General features: G+C 69.9%; 13 protein-coding genes and 1 pseudogene. 11 read left to right on the top strand and 3 right to left on the bottom strand.

Annotation, left to right across the window (positions count from 1 at the left end; all coding sequences use genetic code 11):
- Positions 1-461 precede the first annotated feature (461 nt).
- Positions 462-770: pseudogene (locus OG875_RS01915) on the bottom strand (MerR family transcriptional regulator); the annotation flags it as partial.
- A 920-nt stretch (positions 771-1,690) separates the two neighbouring features.
- Here OG875_RS01915 and OG875_RS01910 point away from each other — a divergent pair.
- Positions 1,691-1,966 carry a hypothetical protein gene (locus tag OG875_RS01910; RefSeq protein WP_330172454.1) on the top strand — a complete coding sequence of 92 codons (276 nt, stop codon included), beginning with the start codon at positions 1,691-1,693 and terminating at the stop codon, positions 1,964-1,966.
- A gap of 610 nt (positions 1,967-2,576) precedes the next feature.
- Here the strand turns inward: OG875_RS01910 and OG875_RS01905 are convergent.
- Positions 2,577-3,515, bottom strand: a complete 939-nt coding sequence (locus OG875_RS01905) for a S1 family peptidase (RefSeq protein WP_330172453.1) — start codon at positions 3,513-3,515, stop codon at positions 2,577-2,579.
- 1,129 nt (positions 3,516-4,644) lie between these two features.
- Between OG875_RS01905 and OG875_RS01900 the strand changes: the two genes are divergently transcribed.
- From OG875_RS01900 to OG875_RS01890, 3 genes are all read left to right on the top strand, one after another.
- Complete coding sequence (locus OG875_RS01900) at positions 4,645-5,505, top strand: helix-turn-helix domain-containing protein (protein ID WP_330172452.1); 861 nt, start codon at positions 4,645-4,647, stop codon at positions 5,503-5,505.
- A gap of 376 nt (positions 5,506-5,881) precedes the next feature.
- Entirely contained in the window at positions 5,882-6,433 is a 552-nt protein-coding gene (locus tag OG875_RS01895) for a hypothetical protein (protein ID WP_330172451.1), read from the top strand.
- Between the two features lie 517 nt (positions 6,434-6,950).
- Complete coding sequence (locus tag OG875_RS01890; RefSeq protein ID WP_330177562.1) at positions 6,951-7,886, top strand: endo-beta-N-acetylglucosaminidase H; 936 nt, start codon at positions 6,951-6,953, stop codon at positions 7,884-7,886.
- A 300-nt stretch (positions 7,887-8,186) separates the two neighbouring features.
- Here the strand turns inward: OG875_RS01890 and OG875_RS01885 are convergent, their stop codons facing one another.
- A complete protein-coding gene (locus OG875_RS01885) occupies positions 8,187-8,588 on the bottom strand; it encodes a spore-associated protein (RefSeq protein ID WP_443079234.1) in 402 nt (133 codons plus the stop codon).
- A gap of 334 nt (positions 8,589-8,922) precedes the next feature.
- Between OG875_RS01885 and OG875_RS01880 the strand changes: the two genes are divergently transcribed.
- The 7 genes from OG875_RS01880 (at position 8,923) to OG875_RS01850 (ending at position 17,753) form a co-directional block, all read left to right on the top strand.
- On the top strand, positions 8,923-9,693 hold the full coding sequence (locus OG875_RS01880; protein WP_330172449.1) for a thaumatin family protein: 771 nt from the start codon (positions 8,923-8,925) through the stop codon (positions 9,691-9,693).
- A gap of 72 nt (positions 9,694-9,765) precedes the next feature.
- Entirely contained in the window at positions 9,766-10,638 is an 873-nt protein-coding gene (locus OG875_RS01875) for a glycoside hydrolase family protein (protein WP_330172448.1), read from the top strand.
- Between the two features lie 524 nt (positions 10,639-11,162).
- A complete protein-coding gene (locus OG875_RS01870; RefSeq protein WP_330172447.1) occupies positions 11,163-12,227 on the top strand; it encodes an aspartate-semialdehyde dehydrogenase in 1,065 nt (354 codons plus the stop codon).
- Between the two features lie 467 nt (positions 12,228-12,694).
- Complete coding sequence (locus OG875_RS01865) at positions 12,695-13,858, top strand: LuxR C-terminal-related transcriptional regulator (RefSeq protein WP_330172446.1); 1,164 nt, start codon at positions 12,695-12,697, stop codon at positions 13,856-13,858.
- 208 nt (positions 13,859-14,066) lie between these two features.
- Entirely contained in the window at positions 14,067-15,497 is a 1,431-nt protein-coding gene (locus OG875_RS01860) for an aspartate aminotransferase family protein (RefSeq protein ID WP_330172445.1), read from the top strand.
- Positions 15,494-16,591: an NAD-dependent epimerase/dehydratase family protein gene (locus tag OG875_RS01855; RefSeq protein ID WP_330172444.1), complete on the top strand. Its 1,098-nt coding sequence runs from the start codon at positions 15,494-15,496 to the stop codon at positions 16,589-16,591. Before OG875_RS01860 ends, OG875_RS01855 begins: the two co-directional genes overlap by 4 nt.
- A 1-nt stretch (position 16,592) precedes the next feature.
- Entirely contained in the window at positions 16,593-17,753 is a 1,161-nt protein-coding gene (locus OG875_RS01850; RefSeq protein WP_330172443.1) for an endonuclease/exonuclease/phosphatase family protein, read from the top strand.
- The last annotated feature ends 77 nt before the right edge of the window (positions 17,754-17,830 follow it).

Below are 17,830 nucleotides of genomic sequence, written 5' to 3'. Positions count from 1 at the left end.
ACCGCATTTTTCCGCGAGACGAGGCGGCATTTCCGCGACACCACCTGGGCGGCGCTCGTGCCTCGCCGGCTGCGGGAGCTGACCGGCGACATCACCCGGGCCTGCGACGAACTGAGTGCCCGTCTCGGCAGGAACCTGTTCGCCGGTGAACTCGCCGACCGCCTCTACCTGCCCAAGGATGAGATCGCCGAGGACCCGGTGGGAGCTCGGAGTGGCCCGGACGCGCATGGGGCGAAGCTCCGCGGCCGGGCCGCTTCCGTGCGGCCCGGCCCAGGGCGGAGGCTACCGGAGACCGTTTCAGAACGGGCGGCCACCGAAGTGAACATGGCCGTCGGGGCAAGGCGACGGCCGTCACCACCCTCGGCCGGGTCACCCGTGTGGCCCTCGGACATCGGTGCCCGTAGAACGGGCGCGGTCGCGGAACGCGGGACCGCTCTGTCAGGCGTCCGGCGTGCGGTCAAGGGTGAGTTGCGGAGTTCTTCGTTGATGCGCTGTGCTTCGTCGAGCTGATCCTCGAGGATGACGATGCGGCAGGCGGCCTCGACGGGGGTGCCCTGGTCGACGAGTTCGCGGACTCGGGCGGCGATCTTCAGCTGGTACCGGGAGTAGCGGCGGTGTCCGCCCTCGGAGCGCAGCGGGGTGATGACGCGGGCTTCGCCGATGGCGCGGAGAAAGGCGGGGGTGGCGCCGAGGATCTCGGCGGCCCGGCCCATGGTGTAGGCGGGGTAGTCGTCGTCGTTGAGTCGGTCGATGGAGTTGCCCGCTGTCATTGTGCCTCTCTGTGAATCATGCTGGAGGGGCCCTGGTGCCGTACGGCACCAGGGCCCCGAAGGAATTGCTACACCATCTGCCGGCTGTTTTCCTGTGCCGGGCTTCTGTGTCCGCACGGCTGTCCGGGAGAGGACGGGGAATGCGGGGATCGCGGTTGCTTGACCGGAGACCACCTCACTGTCGATGTCCTGCGGTACCCGGACTCAGTCATTCCGCCCGGGCGATCCTGATGGTGCTCGGCTCCTCCGTCTCCCTCTTGACCAATTACCTGACTGCTTACTGCTGGTACCGCGCACTGCTCTGTACTGCTGGTGATGCGAACCGCTGGTGACCTGAGGGAGCGTCACTCTCCGGCGGCCGGCCCCGTCGCCCGTCGCGCTTCTGCTCCGGCTTGGAACCCCACCGTCGGACTTCCCGGTACGCGCGCCCGCAGTCGGCGCCTTTACCGGGGGACCACTGGTCCTGCCCTGCTGTTTGTGCGTACTGCGGTACTGCTGTGGCGGCCCCTGATCCTGCGGGCTGCCCGGTCCGGCCGTCAGTCCCGTCGCCGTCCTGCAACCGCTCTGGCTCCGGAACTCCACCACCGTACCGACCTGCACTTATCGGTACCGCTACCGGCAGTTCATCCCTGCCGGTCCTGCTCGACCTCTTGGCTACGGACAGAACACTAACCCCGCCGAGGCCCACATGTCTACCTTCGCCGTGACAGATTTTCTGCCGGGAGGGTGAGCGAGGTGCTGTGCTCCCCAGAGCCGTGAAGCTGCACCGGAGCGCGCCTTCCGGGGCGTGAGCCCCGCCGGAGCGGGCGCGGTCGTCCGGCGCCCGACTCGGCACGTGGTGCCGGGGGCCGAGTCGGTGAAGAGGCGCGCAGCGGGAACCCGAGAGTCGCTTCGCCCACCCTCGACTGCTGGGAGACCCGGTGTCCGCCGCCAGCTTCATCTCCGCCGCCGCCGCTCCGATTGCCGACGCGCTCACCGCGATCGGTTTGCTCCGCATCAGCCTCCCGAGTTCGAGCGTGCTGATCTCGTACACCAGCGGCGGGTGCCTTGTCCGTGTGGCCTCCCGCCGAGCCCCTCGTCGGAAGGCCGTGGAGGAGGAGTTCCGCCGGGCGTTCACTGAGGCCGGGTGGGACGTCACCGTCCGTCAGACGGGCGGCCTGGCCATGGAACACCCGTCCCGTCCGACCCGCCTCTGACGTACGGATCGGCGCCGGCCAGGGTGCCCGTGCGAAGTGCCAGAGGTGCGCCGCACCGCGCCCTGCCTGGGTGTGAGGGCCCACCTCACCCGGCATCCCGAGAAGGGGAACGGCGTCCGGCCGCGTCGCCGTCGACGGGACGCATGCGTGACTGCGTTCCGTCCCGCCGACGCGGGCACGCACGGAGCTCCGAGGCAAGGCGTATGAAGCGGTCTCACCCTGTCCGACCGGTCGAAAGCCAGAGCGAACGTGAGGCGGCGCGGCTCGGCACGAACGGTCGTCCGGGACCTGCGCGAGCACCGACCGCTCGTCTCGGCGGGGGAACGGCGCCCAAGTTCGTCCCAACGGTGGACAAGACGCTGCCCCGAGGACACCGTCCGCGCCCCGTTCCCGGAGGCCGGGTTCATCGCCGTCCTGCCCCGCGAGCACGGCAGCCGCAGCGGCAGCGGCAGCGTCTTCCGTACCGCCGACGGCCCTCCGCCCGACCGCACTCCGGCCTTCACCAGGACTCTCCGGCCCCGAGTCGGCGGTGTTCCTTCGACATGCCCGGGAGAGTCACCGAGGTCCTTCGCGCTGCCGGGGCGGAGCCCACCGGGCGCCGCCGGGCTGTTCAGGTGAGGACGGCGCCGTAGGCGGCGAGTACCTCGTTGATGGGCTGGACGAAGGACGTGGCGCCCGAGGCGCAGTTGCCGGAGCCGCCCGAGAGCACGCCGACGGCCAGTCCTGTCGTGCCGTCGCCGGTGCGGGTGAACACCGGGGAGCCGCTGTCACCGGGTTCGGAGCAGAGGGTGGTCTGGATGAGTCCGCTGACGATCCCGCCCGCGCCGTAGTTGACGGTGGCGTTGAGGCCGGTGACGGCACCGCTGTGGCAGCCGGTGGTGCTGCTGGCCAGCCAGATCCTCTGGCCGACGGTGGGGTTCGCGGGGCCGGTGATGTCGATGATGGTGCCGCCGCAGTTGACCGTTCCGGGACGGGGTACCGCGGGGTTGGTGTACCGGACGATGCCGTAGTCGTTGCCCGGAAAGCTGGTCGCCGCGGTCGGGCCGATGGTGGTGGTGCGCGACGCGTTCGTGTACCAGGTGGAGACGCCCTGGGTGCAGTGGCCGGCGGTGACGAAGTAGTCGGCGGTGCCGGCCCGTACGTTGAACCCGGCGGTGCAGCGGCCGGCGTTGCTCCAGACCGGCTCGCCGCCCTGGAGGTGTGGCTGCAGGGTACCGGCGGTGCGCTCGAAGGTGAGGGCGTCGGCCTGCGCGCCCGCGCTTCTGCGCAGTTCGGCCACTTCGGTGGCGGACACCCGCTTGTCCACCGTGACCAGGACGGTGCCGGTCGCCGGGTTGACGCCCCAGGCCGTTCCGGCGATGTCGGCGGCGAGGACGGCGTCGCCCGCCGCCGCGAGCTCGGCGGCGCTGAACGTCTGCGGCTGGGCCTGCGCCGCCTGGGGGCCTGCCAGCCCCAGTGCGGCCGACAGGGCGAGTACGGCCAGGGCGGTCACGGGCCGCCGGAAGCGTGGGGCGGTGCGTCTGAGGGGGTTGGTGCGCTTGGTGCTCACGTCTTCCTCCCACGAGGAGTCGAGAACCGGGTGGGACCCACCGCACAGTAACGGCATGCCCCTGACAAACCGCATTCTCTCATCGCACCCCGCGTCGCGAAGGCCGTCTTCAGGCCACCGCCGACCGACCCGGCTACGGCTCGCAACTCCCGGTACTGGACTGCTGGTAGCTGTCCGGCAAGACCTGCCCGGACCGCGACCGGCGGACCCACTCCAGACGCTCGCCCCCTGCGGCGAGCGTCATACCAATGCCGCGCGACCACGGGCGGCCCCGGCTTCCAGCTCCCGTGCCACGTACGCAGGGCTGCTCGCTGCCCGGTCCCGGCGTGACGCCGGTACGGGTGCCACCACATCTGACCGTCGGTCTCGGCAGACGGCGACGAAGCGCCGTCGTCCGCACACGGTCGGCCGGGTCGGCAGGGCTCTTTACACCGGTGGAAGGGGTTCTGCGGGGCTCCGGCACCGGCCGAGTGTGAGACCCGGCCGGTGCGGCGGGCAACGCCGGGCCGGAACGCGGCCCGTGCGGCGTTTCAAATCCAACGCCCCTTTGGCGTCACCGGTCCGGAGCCCACAGGGTGCTGATCAGGGTGCCGGAGGCCGAAGTGGCTTCTCAGACCCAGATGAAGAGGTAGTACATGGCACCGTACGGGCTGCAGTAGGACGGGTGGTTCGCCGGTCCCGGCCTCCCCGCTCTGGCTACCTCGCATGCGCCCGCAGTGAGGTAGGCACCCGCGAAACTGTAGGCGGTCGCGCCGGCCGGGCCCTCCGCGGAAGTCTGGATTTCGGCCGAGAGCGTGGCGGGCCGAGGCTGGGCGGCATGGGCGGGAGCAGCGATGGCGCCCATGGCGAGAACAGCCCCGAGGGCCGTTCCCGTTGCGGCGCGACGGATACGCATCTGTGGATCCTCTCCGTAGATCTGTGGTTGGTAAGCGGTTGAATGCTCCGGACCGGCCCTCACTCGATGGGTCCGGTTTCTGTACCCGCTTGTTTGTCCGGTCGTTGTCTTCACCATGACCGGGGTGCTCGCCCAGACTGCGTTCCCGGCGGGTCCGGTGTCTTGTACGAAGGCGCACTTTCCTGTCTGTCCCGGGTCGGCCGGGGGAGGTCTGCCGGGCGGAGGGGGAACGGTGTGTTGGCGGGCGGGGGTGAGCCGGTCTACATCCGGCGTCCGGCGTCGCTGGTGCTGCGCGGGCAGGTGGTCGGATACCGCGGGTACCGACTGCCCGGGAGCGAGCGCCTGAGGGTCACGCTTCCCACGGCCACGGTCACGCTGGTACTGGGATGGGCGGCCCCCCTGGAGATGTATGAGGGGCCGGGCGGCGGGGAGCCGGGCCGGTGGCTCTCGATGATCGCGGGCCCGCGGACCGCGCATGTCCTGGGCGGCTATCCGGGCACCGGGCAGGCGGTCGAAGTCGACTTCACTCCGCTCGGCGCCCACCGCTGTATGGGCATCCCCCTGCACCACCTTGCCCAGGTACTGGTGCACCCCGATGAGGTCATGGGTACAGGCTGGACCGGGAGAATCACCGAACAACTCGCGACGGCTCAGGACTGGACCGGGCGTTGGGCCCTGCTTGACGACATCCTGACCAGGCACTGTGTCGGCCGTCCCCCGCCCGCGACCGCAGCGGTCGAGGCATGGGGCCTGCTGCGTGCCCGCGGCGGCAGGATGACCCTGTCCGAACTCGCCGAAACCACAGGGCTGGGCCGACGGCGCATCCAGTCGCTCTTCCGCGAGTACGTCGGCATCCCGCCCCAGACCCTTTCCCGGATCCTTCGATTCCAGAGCGCCCTCACCGTGCCGGCCGACAGGTACCGCTCGCTGGCCGAACTCGCGGCCATGAGCGGCTACCACGACCAGGCGCACATGAGCCGGGACTTCCGTGCCCTCTCCGGCCACACCCCCACACAACTGAACCGCATCGCCCGGACAACACCGCCGGACGCCGCCGGCAGCGACGGAAACCTCAGCGACTTCCTCATGCCGTGAGTAGGCATGCGAGCGGTTCGGGACGGTGCGTGGCACTTCACCAACCCCTTTGCGTCCGCTGGTTTCGACGCGTCAGGTCTCGGTGCGAAAGCGGAATGCGTGTGATCGCCGGGCGCTTCGGCGTTCCGCTCATCCGCGAACGTTTCGCCGTGAAGAGAAGCCTTCACGGATGGGCGCCTGCCGAAGCGGAGAAATCTGCTGGTACGTGAACAGAGCCGGCGATGCGAAAGCGGATGCCTTTCAGTCTGTGGGCCGTGGGAAGAGAATCTTTGTCGGACGGATCCTGCGCAGCGCTTGGAATTTCCGGAATTTCCCCATCCGCTAGGAGCGATCACGGACTTTCGCTGACGGGGGGCACGTCTCACGCCTCACGCACATGACCGCGGCGCAGAGTCTTGCATCTCAAGTCGGATGCGATCATTATTCAACTCACATTGCACAAAGAGCAATTGGGGGAAGTGTGTCGGTCGGAGAGAGATTCCTGAATCTGGGCAGGAGGGTTGCCATCACGGCAACCGTCGCCTCCTTCGCGTTCGTGGTGTCAACGTCAACTGCCCAAGCCGGCGGCGCGTGTGACTGGTCGGGCTGCTCCGAGTTCACCAACGGCAGCCATCTCGGAGTGCTGGCCGTAAAGCACTGGAACTGCGGCACCGGAACAACGGGTACCGCTAGCGAAGGCTGCGTGAACACCGGTGACACGAAATGGATCTACACCGGAGAAAGGACTCCGGTAAGCCAGGACTGGGACGCTCTGCGCATCGACGCGGGGTACTGCTACAAAGTCGAATTCCTCAATGAGTTTCCGCTCCTGGCGAAGCGGTGGACCATGACCTACGACAGGACGAACTCCGCCAAGCCCGTGTATGTCAAGATCGAAAATCCCTCGCAAGGGTATGTACTCGCACAGAAGCGCGGGTCCTGCCCGTAGAGCAGGGTGGACGGCGCCGGTATCGGATTCTCCTTGGGCCGTGAAGCGACTCAAGGGCGGGGACCCCGTGGCTCCTGCGCTTTCTGCGCAGGGGCCACGACGGTCGGGGCGTCAGAGCCTGGCTGGTGCCGCGGCGCTGCCCTGCCGCACACCCGCACCGAGATCAGGGAGGTCTCCAACGAAGTCCGGAGAATCCATGACGAGATCGGCCCACGGGCGCCTTCGTTCCCACGGGTGTTCGGGAGCCACTACTGCCCTTCCCGCGGGTGGTGTCGTACGGTGCGTTCTCGCCGGACCGGGGCTCGGTCGGCGGGATCCCGTGGCGCCCCGCGGCCGGTGCATGGGGCGACCCCAACTCCCTTGTTGAAAAGTCGAGTTGGCGTGGAACATACGTGGGAGTCGTAAGAGTTCACGCAAGATTCCCGGGCTTCGGGCGCGGGAGCGGAAACTCGGAAGGCTCACTCGGCGCCTGCGAACGGGCCGGGCGTCGACCCATGCGAGGGGAGACCGATCAATGATGTTCACTCCGGTACGGAGCAGACTGCGGACGGCGGCGCTCGCGCTCTCGGCCGTCGCGGCGCTCGCCTTCGGCACGGCCACCACGAACGGGGCGGCAGCGGCCCCCGCCCCTGCCCCGGCTCCAGCCCCCGCGAAACAAGGGCCGATCTCGGTGGCGTACGTCGAGGTGAACAACAACAGCATGCTCAACGTCGGCAAGTACACCCTCGCCGGCGGTGGTGGCAACGTCTTCGACGTCGCCGTGATCTTCGCGGCGAACATCAACTACGACACGGGCACGAAGGCGGCGTATCTGCACTTCAACGAGAACGTGCGGCGGGTCCTCGACAACGCCGCCACGGAGATACGGCCGTTGCAGCAGAAGGGCATCAAGGTCGTCCTGTCGGTGCTCGGCAACCACGAGGGCGCGGGCTTCGCCAACTTCCCCGATCAGCAGGCCGCTTCGGCATTCGCGAAGCAACTGTCGGACGCCGTGGCCCGGTACGGCCTCGACGGCATCGACTTCGACGACGAGTACGCCCAGTACGGCGCCAACGGCACCGGTCAGCCCAACGACAGCTCCTTCGTGCACCTGGTGACGGCGCTGCGCGCGAACATGCCGGACAAGATCATCAGCCTCTACAACATCGGCCCGGCCGCGTCGCGGCTCTCCTACGGCGGCGTCGACCTCTCCTCCAGGTTCACCTACGCCTGGAACCCGTACTACGGCAGCTGGCAGGTCCCCCGTATCGCCCTGCCGAAGTCGAGGCTGTCGCCGGCTGCCGTCGAGATCGGGCGGACCTCGCAGAGCACGGTGGCCGACCTCGCCCGCCGCACCGTCAGCGAGGGGTACGGGGTCTATCTGACGTACAACCTCGACGGTGCCGATCGCACCGCCGACATCTCCGCGTTCACCAGGCAGTTGTACGGCGGCGACGCCGTTCGCACGCCTTAGGCCGACGGTGTCCCGGCACGCGGTGCTCCGTTCGGGCCTGCCGCACCTGTAGGGCCGTGGCGCGCACGCGGGCGACGCCTTCGACAACGATGTCGGGGTGGGCGATCGCCCGGCCGTCCCAGCCGCACGGCACCACTGGCCGGTCGGCCGACCCGGGTGCGGACCCGGGTCGGCCGACCGGCTGCGGGTTGCCGTGCTTTCCCCCGACGTGCGGACGTCTTCCGACGGCGTCCGCGGTGGGGTCCGGGAGGCCGGACCCCGGGTGGCGCGGGGAGGTGTCGCGGTGGGGCCGGGTCCGGGTCAGCGGACGGAGGTGACCCGGCGTTCCTTCAGGGCCGCGCAGTTGGAGTTCTCCACCTGGACGTACACGTTGGCGATGTGCCCGCCCCAGCTCACGCAGTGGCCCTTGCCGTAGACGCGGCCCGGACCCGCGTAGGACGTGTAGTTCCCGTAGTCCTCGCCCCACTCGCCGGTGTCGGGGACGTAGATGTAGGTGGACATGGCCTTGACGGTGCCCGGGGCGCTGCGGATGGTCACGACGCAGTTCTTGCCGTTCGAGGAGTTGTACGTGAGGTAGACCGTGCCCAGCGAACCGATGGGAGCCGAGTTCACGGTCTTGTAGGCGCTGCCGCAGACTCCCTGCGGCGTGACGTTGGGCGCGGCGTGGGCGGTGGCGCCGATGGTGGCCGAGGCGCCCACCATCGCCACGGTCAACGCACCCACAGTCGCGGCATTACGCGCGATTCCCATAATTTCCCCCTTGTTACTCCGAGAGCGGTTTGCTCACACTTGATAGACCCCCCAACGAGGCGGATGGTTGTACCCGGTTCGGCACGGAAATGTCGCGGCGGCATCCGACGGCGTTCCGACCCTTCGATCAACTTCGTTTGCGGGTAGGCGCCATGACGGATCGTCACCTGATGTCGTACGCTGGCGACCCCACATTTTGGCATGTTCAGATCATCACTCTCAGCGTCATCACCCCCCACGAGAGGCGATCCACATGGGTGTCCGTTCCTCACCCGGCACACGGTCCGTGCCTGCCATCCGACCGGCGTCGGTTGTCCGTTCCGCGCTGTCCGCGCTCCTTCTCGCCCTCGCGTGCGTGCTGGCCGGAGCCGTCGGTCCCGGGGCGCAGGCGGCGGCGGCCGAGCACACCGTCACCTTCGCCAACCAGTCCGGTCAGCGCGTATGGATCGGCAGTACGGTCAACGCCGACGGATCGGCGGTACTCACCGGTCTGCCCGTGCTCGACGACGGTCAGTCGGCCACCGTCACCATTCCCGAGGCGTCCGCGCCCGGCCACTGGCGCGGCAAGTTCTTCGCGCGCCAGGGCTGCGCCGGCGAGTCCGGCAGCACCTTCCACTGCCGGGTGGCCGACTGCGGGCCCTACGCCGACCGGTGCAGTACCGGCGAACAGCCCGCGAGCCTGGCGGAGTTCAACTTCGATCCCTCCGACGGACCGGCGCCCTGGTACAACGTCAGTTACGTCAACGCGGTGTCGCTGCCGGTGACCATCACCCCGGCCGGTGTCGCACCCCCGCCCAACGGCGGCGAATGCGAGGAGATGGGCTGCTCGAACGAGCTGCTCCCGTACTGCCCGCCCGAGAATCTGACGTCCGACCCCGCGACGGGCGCACCGATGCTCTGCGTGAATCCGAACCGGGACGCGCAGACCGCCTACAGCGACGCCGTCAACTCCCGCTGCCCCAAGGCCTACGCGTGGTCCAAACAGGACACGATTCCGGGCAATCAGGTGATGCGCCAGTGCCGGGCGTGCACCGGCTTCACCGTCACCTTCCACTGACACCAGGGGCCGGTCGCGCCCACACTGAGGACGGCCGCGTTCCGAATCCCCCACACCGTTGGAGCGAGCTCCGTGAACGGAACCTCTTCCCTCCCTTCCCTGCCGTCCTCTTCCGCACCGTCCCCCTTCCGTCGGCCGCTGACGATCCTCGCCCTGCTGCTGGCGCTGCTCTGCGCGTCCTTCGTGGGCCCGGCCACGCATGCCCAGGCCGCAGCCTCCTCGCGTAAAGGCGTGAGCGTGAACTCCGTCGCGGGCGCCTCCCAGGCACTCGCCGATCTCGGCGGGTCCTGGTACTACAGCTGGGCCTCGAACCCGGGCACGGTCGCCCGGCCGGCCGGCACCGAGTTCGTACCGATGATCTGGGGAGCCGGGTCCGTCACCGACGCCGCGCTGGCCGAGGCCCGGCAACAGGGCACCCAGCTCCTGGGGTTCAACGAGCCCGACATGGCGGCGCAGGCCGACATGACGGTCGAACAGGCACTGGACCTGTGGCCGCGCCTGCAATCGACCGGCCTGCGGCTCGGCGCGCCCTCCGTCGCCTACGGAGGCGACACCCCGGGCGGCTGGCTGGACCGGTTCATGTCCGGGGCGGCGGCGCGCGGCTACCGCGTCGACTTCATCCCCCTGCACTGGTACGGCGGCGACTTCGGCTCCGCTGCCGCCGAGCAGCTGCGCGGATATCTCCAAGCCGTGTACGACCGCTACCGCAAGCCGATCTGGCTCACCGAGTACGCCCTGATCGATTTCTCCGGCGGCACGCCCCGCTACCCCAGCGAGCGGGAGCAGACCGACTTCGTCCGCTCGTCCACGGCGATGCTGGAGAGCCAGCCGTACGTGGAGCGCTACTCCTGGTTCACCCTGTCCATCGAGACCAGCCGGACCGGGCTCTACAACGGCGCGACCCCGAACGCGTCCGGACTCGCCTACCGCGAGGCGGGCCGCTGAGTCCGGGCGACCTCCACGGCGGTGCGGCGCCGACCGGGGCCCCGTCGGCGGGCCCCGGGCACGGACGTACCCGGTAGCGGGATCCGCCCGCGCCGACGGGTGATGACGCGCGTTCAACTGCGTCGGCGCGGGCAGTTGAACGGCCTCCGGACGACGGGTGCCGTGGTGGTTGTCGCTCCCGCGACGGCGCTGTCCGCAACCGGCCCGGCCACTTGCTGACAGCACGGCCGAGTGCCGAGGGGCCGTCCCACGGGTTTGGATGGAGAAAACAGCTCGCGGGATCCGCCCGACGGCCCGGTTCGTCCCGCTGCGCGTGGTGCGGACGTGCGACACCGAGCCCTGCGGGGTGCCGAGGTCGACCGCCGTGACAGCGGGCGCGACGGTGCCCCGCGGCGCGGCCCGCTGACCGGCGAGGACCCGTGCCGGACCGCCCCGGCACGGAGCCGTACGCGGGCCGGCACGCAGCCGCACGGGGGTCCGCTCGGGGCCGTACGCGGGTCGGCTCGGGCAGATCGGAGAGACCGATGGTACGTGTCACGGATTTCGCGGCCCCGCGCATCGTCCTCGTGGGCGCGACGGGCGCCCTGGGGGCCTCCGTCATCGAGCTGATCGGGGACCTGGGAATGCGCTACCGGGAGATCCGGCTCGTCGCCTCGGCCCGGTCGGCGGGACGTGAGCTCCTCGTCGAGGGGCGGGCGCAGCCCGTGGTCCGCCTGGACGACGTCGACTTCGCCGACGCCGACCTCGTCCTCTTCTGCGCCGGGGAGGCCGTCACCCGCCGCTGGGCCCCGGCGGCGGTGGCCCGGGGAGCCGGGATCGTGGTCGACGGCTCCGGTGCCTTCCGCACCGACCCGGACAGCCCCCTGCTCGTCCCACCGGTCAACGGTCATCTGCTGGAACGGCGCCCCGTCGGGGCCGTCGTCGGGGCGGGCAGTCTGACCGTACCGCTGGTACGGCTGCTGCACGGCATCGAGCGGTGCTGGGGCCTGCGCCAGGTGGTGCTGAGCACGTACCAGGCGGCCTCCGGGCAGGGACACCATGGCGTCGAGGAACTCCTGGAGGGCAGCGAACTCGCCCTCCAGGACCCGGACGCCGACCGGCCCGCCGACCGTTTCCGTTCCCCGCTGGCGTTCAACGTGGTGCCCGCCGTGGGGGAGTTGCTGGAGAACGGGTCCAGTGCCGAGGAGCAGCGCCTCGTGCAGGAGACCCGCCGGATCCTCGGCCTGCCGCATCTGGACGTCGCGGCGACCTTTGTCTTCGTACCCGTGGTGCACGGTCACGCGGCGGCCGTGTACGTGGAGGCGGGGGCCCCGCCGGAGCGCCGGGAACTCGTGGAGCTGCTGGCCTCGTTGCCCGGGGTCGTGGTCCACGACGGCGGGAACCCGGCGGCGTTCCCCACGCCGCTGACCCTCGGCGACCCGGACAGCGTCCACGTGGGGCGGATCCGGTTCACCCCGCACAACCCACGGGGATTCTGGCTGTGGGTGGTCTTCGACAATCTGCGCGCCGGGGCCGCGCTCAACCTGCTCCAGATCGCGCGCACCTCGCTGGCCCGGCACCCGTTGCCGGGCCGCGCGGACCCCTGTTGACGACGTCTGCGCGCCCCCGGGGTGAACCGGCCGTCCGGTACCGGACCGTGCGGGCGGCGGGGTGGGCGCGGGCGATGCCCTGTTCAGTTGTTCAGGGATGTGTTCCGGCCGTTCGTTCCGATAACGTGAGGATCCCGGTCAACGGGTGACCCGTTACGCCAGATCCCATTTGTCATCGGTAAGGGTGACGGCGGCCTTTCCCGTTCCGGGCGATACGGTTCCGGTCGCGGCTGTGTTCTCCTGAATTCCGGCGGAGAGGAAAAGGGCCGCCGTACGGCGGGCCGGAACGTGTCGGTTCTTCACCATCATGTTTCCACCCATTCGACTGAGTTCAACTCTGTGGCACTCCCGATTCCGGGATCTTCAGCAGTATGCCGGTCGAAAGGATTCGTTTCGGGAATCGGGGGTGTCCTGTGGTGGCTCGGCAACAAGTGGACAGCAGGGGGACGTCGAGTGGAGGGTGCTCCGTGGACAGCCACGTCTTATTGGGTCAACTGGAGGTCCGCGCCTACCGGTCGGCGCTGCGAACCGGTGTCTTCGTCGACGAGGAGATAGCCGCCCAGCTGGGTGCGGAGCTCTCGCGGGTCGCCGAGGCCCGCAAGATCCTCCAGGATCTGCGACTGCTCAGCCCCTCCGGCGAATGCGGTCCCGTGGTGCCGCTCGACCCGGAGGTCGTGGAGGCAGAACTGGTGACTCCGCTGGAGATGTCGATCGCCCGCCGGCGCATTCAGATAGCGGGAATCCACCGGGAATTCCACTCACTTGCCGGACTCTACCGGTCGGCCGAGCGGTCCCAGGCGCGAGATGTTCCGATTCGTATTCTCGACGATGTGCGCGAGGTACGCCGGGAGATCGATCTGGCGCGGCACCGCTGCACCGAGGAGCGGTTGAGTCTGCAACCCGGCGGAGGCAGATCGGCGGAACTTCTCCGTCAGGATCTTGTGCAGACACAGGAAATGCTGCGGCGCGGTGTCCGTATCCGGACGCTCTATCAGCACACGGCGCGGGCGAGCCTCACCACCCGGACCTATGCGCGGGACATCTGCGCGGCGGGCGCGGAGGTCCGTACGGCGGAGGAACTGCCGGAACGGCTCATCATCTACGACCGCAGAATCGCGTTCGTGCCCATGGAGCGCAAGGGCTCCGAACCGCCCGGTGCCGTCGTGGTCACCGATCCGACGCTGGTGGCGTATCTGCGCCGCTCCTTCGAGGCTTCCTGGCAGGTCGGCAGGCCCTTCGGGACCGAGGCCGATACCGAGGCCGACACCGATACCCGGACCGGGACCGGGACCGGGACCGAAGCCGGGAGCGACAGTGAGGCCGAGGCCGAGGGCGGGAGTGACAGCGGGGGCGGCCGTCAACCGGGCGCGGATCCGCGGTCGTCGATACTGCGCCTGATGTCGATGGGGCTCAAGGACGAAGTGATCGCCCGCCGGCTCGGCATGGCCACCCGCACCTGCCGCCGCTACATCTCGGCTCTCATGGACGATCTCGGCGCCACCAGCCGCTTCCAGGCCGGACTCCTCGTCGGCCGCCGGGAAGCCGGGGCGGGGGACGGGGCGGGGGCCGGGACACGGGCGGGGACACCGACTGCGGCGAAGGACGGCGAAGACACCGACGGGACGACGTGACCACCACGGGGCCGACGGCCCGGCCGTGACCGCCCACACCGCCACCAGGTACGAGGGGGCGGCAGCGGTATCGCCACGTGCCCCGCCGGGGGCTGTCCACAACTGGTCGCGCCAGCTTAGGACGCCGTCAACTCCTCGCAGCGGCTCCCTCTCCCGTGCGACCTTTTCGTCACCGGCGGTCCACAACGATGTCGGATGGGAGAGACCGATGGCGGAACTCATCAGCCTCGAAGAGGCCGAGAAACTTGACGTCGACCAAGTGCACGAGCTCTACCGCACATACATCAACAAGAGCCAGGTCCGGCTGATGACCTCCTTCGGCTTCGGCCGGGAGCTCGTCGACCACGCCGAGGGCGCCTATGTCCACACCCGCGACGGCCGCAGCATCCTGGACTTCACCGGCGGGGTGGGCGTCCTGAACCACGGGCACAACCACCCGCGCATCCTGGCGGCCCGGCAGCGCTTCCAGGACCAGCGGCGCATGGAGGTGCACAAGACCTACTTCTCCCCCTACCTGGCAGCCCTGGGCCACAATCTGGCGGCGGTGCTGCCGGGCGACCTGACCCGCTCGTTCCTGCCGAACTCCGGGGCGGAGGCCGTCGAGGGCGCGGTGAAACTGGCGTACAAGTACCACGGCGGCCGGCGGCGGCAGATCCTGCGGGCCGACATCAGCTTCCACGGCAAGCTGCTGGGCTCCGGCGGGCTCACCGGCGGCGCGCAGAACCACTTCGACTTCCCGACCATCCCCGGCATCCGCACCTTCGCGTACGACGACCTGGACTCGGTGCGCCGTACGCTGGCCGACGCCCGCGACGCGCGCGGGCGCAGCGACGTGTACGCCCTGCTCATCGAGCCGTTCAGCGCGTCCACGATGCGCTGGTGCTCGGAGGAGTTCCTGCGGGGACTGCGCGAGCTGTGCACGGCCGAGGACATCGTGCTGATCTTCGACGAGATCTACACCGGCTGGGGCAAGACCGGCAGCATGTTCCACTTCACCCGGTACGAGGGCCTGGTGCCGGACGTCGTGACCACGTCGAAGTCCTTCGGCGGCGGCAAGTCCTCCGTCTCGGCGTACGTCGCGCGGGAGCCCGTCTTCCGCAAGGTGTACGACAACATGACGGACGCCATGATGCAGAGCACGAGTACGACGTACTACGGCTTCGGTGAGGAGACCGCCACGGCCATCGAGGCGATCAACGTGGCCGTCGAGGACGACTTCCCCGCGCGGGCACGGGCCATCGAGGCGGTGCTGCGGCCGGGCCTGGAGCGCATCCGCACGACGTATCCGGAGCTGATCACGGACGTGTGCGGCTCCGGCGCGCTGTTCGGTGTCTTCCTGTCCGGCGGGCCCAAGGTCCTGGATCTCGTCGGCAGACTGCCGGCCGGCGGCCTGGCCAAGGACCCGCTGATCCGCACCAAGATCATCACCGCGGCGGTCATCGACACCCTGTACCGCAAGCACGACATCTACACCTACTACACGCTCAACGGCCGCAGCCCGCTGATCGTGAGCCCCCCACTGGTGGCCGGTCCGGAAGAGGTCGAGCGGTTCCTCGACGCCCTGGACGCCACCCTCGCCGAGGGCATGAGCCGCTTGGTGGGCCGATTCGTACGGGAGCGGGTGAGCTCGCTGTGGTGACGAACCCTCAGGAGAACGGGGCCCCGGCCCCCGGGTGGTCCTCGCTGCCGGACCGCGTCGCCGTCACGGGCGCCGCCGGGGTGCTCGGCGCGCACCTGGTGGAACGGCTGCTGGAACAGGGCAAGGAGGTCCGCGCCTTCGACCGGCGCCCGGTACCGGCAGCGCCCGGCCTCGTACCGTTCACCGGCGACATCCGGGACCGTAAAGCCCTCGCCCGCGCACTGGACGGCGCCGACGCCCTGGTCCACTGCGCCTCCGCGCTGCCCAGCTACCCGACGGCCGACATCCGGTCGATCGTCGTCGAGGGCACGACGACCGTGCTGGAGGCGGCCCGCGCCATGGCCGTTCCCCGGGTGGTGCACATCTCCTCGACAGCCGTGTACGGGCTGCCTCGACTGGTCCCGACCCCGGAGAGCTACCCCCACTCGCCCGTCGACCCCTACAGCTCGGCGAAGGCCGAGGCCGAGACGGTCGCCGAGCGGTTCCGCGCGGCGGGCATGTGCCTGCCGGTGCTGCGGCCCAAGACCTTCCTCGGGCCGGGCCGGATGGGACTGTTCGACATGCTGTTCCAGTGGGCCGAGGAGGGCCGCCACTTCCCGGTCCTGGGCAAGGGCGACGTCCGTATCCAGATGCTGGCCCTGGAGGACCTGGTGGACGCGGTCCTCACCGTGCTGCGCGCCCCGGACGACCTGGCCTGCGACACGTACAACATCGGCGCCGCCGAATTCGGCACGCTGCGTGAGGACTTCCAGGCGGTGCTGGACGCGGCGGGGCACGGCCGACGGGTGGTGTCCGTACCGGGCCGGCCCGCGGTGGCCGTGCTGCGGACCCTGGAACGGACCCGGCTGTCACCGGTGTACGGGCGGCTGCTGTCCAAGCTGCTGGCCGACTCGTACGTCAGCGTCGACAAGGCCCGGGAATGCCTCGGTTTCCGGCCCCGGTTCTCGAACCGGGACGCCATTCTCCGTACGTACGCGTGGTGGCGCGGCCGGCAGACGGAGGCCGTGCCCGGTGGGCCGGGCGCTTCCGGCGGCCCCACCAGCCGGGACCCCTGGCGGCAGGGTGTCCTGGGCATCGCCAAGGTGCTCTTCTGAGATGACCACGACCAACGAACCCCTGGCCGCCGCGCCCGAACGGGGATCGGCCCCCGCTCCGGACGCCGGGACCGCACCACCGGCGCGGGCCCGCTGGTGCGCGGGCACCCGGCTGCTCGTCGGGGCCACGGCGGCATGGGCCCTGCTGCTCACCCTGCACCTGCTGCTCGCCGGTCGGTGGTGGCCCTGGCTGCTGGTCGAGGCCACACCGCCCCTGACCCTGGTGGCGGTGCCGCTGCTGCTCCTCGCCCTCGCCCCGCTCGCCCGGCCCGTACGCCGGTGGCTCTCCGCCGTCCTGGTCGTCCTGCTGCTGGCCGGGGTCCATCTCGCCGACCTCGGACCGAGGTGGGGTGAGGACGCGGGCACCACCCGGGGCACCACGGTCAAGGTCTTCGCCTGGTCCACGGACTACTGGCAGATGACCGACGACAAGGACGACTTCTACACCTTCCTGCGCCGGCAGGCCGCCGATGTGTACCTGCTCCAGGAGTACCTGTACTGGGAGGGCGACCAGCCGGTCCGGATCGACGACTCGGCCCGGCTGCGCAAGGAGTTCCCCGGCTACCGCCTGTCCGTGGAGGGCGAGTTGCTGACCCTCTCCCGGCTGCCCGTGGTCGCCGAGCACCACCGGCCGGTCTCCGGCGGCGGCACGGACTGGTACTGGAAGGGCGCCAGGGCCCAGCGCACCGACGTCCGGGTCGGCGGCAGTACGGTCTCCTTCTACAACGTGCACCTCCCGGTGCCCTTCCGTGTCGGGGACAACCCGCTCACCGGCCGCTTCCGCGACTTCCTGCGGGAACAGTACGACCGGCGCGACCAGGAACTCGGCGCCCTGCGCGCCGACCTGGCCGGCAACCCCCACCCCGCCGTGGTCGCCGGCGACCTCAACTCACCCTGGATGAAACGGGTGACCCCGCTCGGCTCCGGCACCCGGACGCACGACCCCGGCGGCTCCCCGCTGTCCGCCCTCTCCTGGCCCGTGTCCGACTACCCACTGCCCCGACTGTGGCGGCTGGACTGGCTTTTCACCACCGGCGGTCTCGCCGTACCCGACTACACCTTCCGGGGCGGCCAGGACTTCTCCGACCACGTGGCACAGGAGATCCGCGTCACCGTCCCGGACGACGACGCGCCGAACGACCCGCGTGGGCGCAGTCTCTGACAGAGCGTCAGATGTCAGTCACGACTGGTCACACCTGCGACCACCCGCCACCACGGCCGAAACACGCCCGAAGCACA

The sequence above is a fragment of the Streptomyces sp. NBC_01498 genome (assembly GCF_036327775.1).
Taxonomy (GTDB): Bacteria; Actinomycetota; Actinomycetes; order Streptomycetales; family Streptomycetaceae; genus Streptomyces.
Note: the sequence above shows the minus strand (reverse complement) of the source record. Positions and strands in the feature narration are given on the sequence as shown.

Coding starts and splice junctions, on each gene's coding strand:
- OG875_RS01895 (WP_330172451.1), top strand. CDS start 5,882: ATGACCGCGGCGCAGAGTCTTGCATCTCAAGTCGGATGCGATCATTAT.
- OG875_RS01890 (WP_330177562.1), top strand. CDS start 6,951: ATGTTCACTCCGGTACGGAGCAGACTGCGGACGGCGGCGCTCGCGCTC.
- OG875_RS01885 (WP_443079234.1), bottom strand. CDS start 8,588: ATGGTGGGCGCCTCGGCCACCATCGGCGCCACCGCCCACGCCGCGCCC.
- OG875_RS01870 (WP_330172447.1), top strand. CDS start 11,163: ATGGTACGTGTCACGGATTTCGCGGCCCCGCGCATCGTCCTCGTGGGC.
- OG875_RS01860 (WP_330172445.1), top strand. CDS start 14,067: ATGGCGGAACTCATCAGCCTCGAAGAGGCCGAGAAACTTGACGTCGAC.
- OG875_RS01850 (WP_330172443.1), top strand. CDS start 16,593: ATGACCACGACCAACGAACCCCTGGCCGCCGCGCCCGAACGGGGATCG.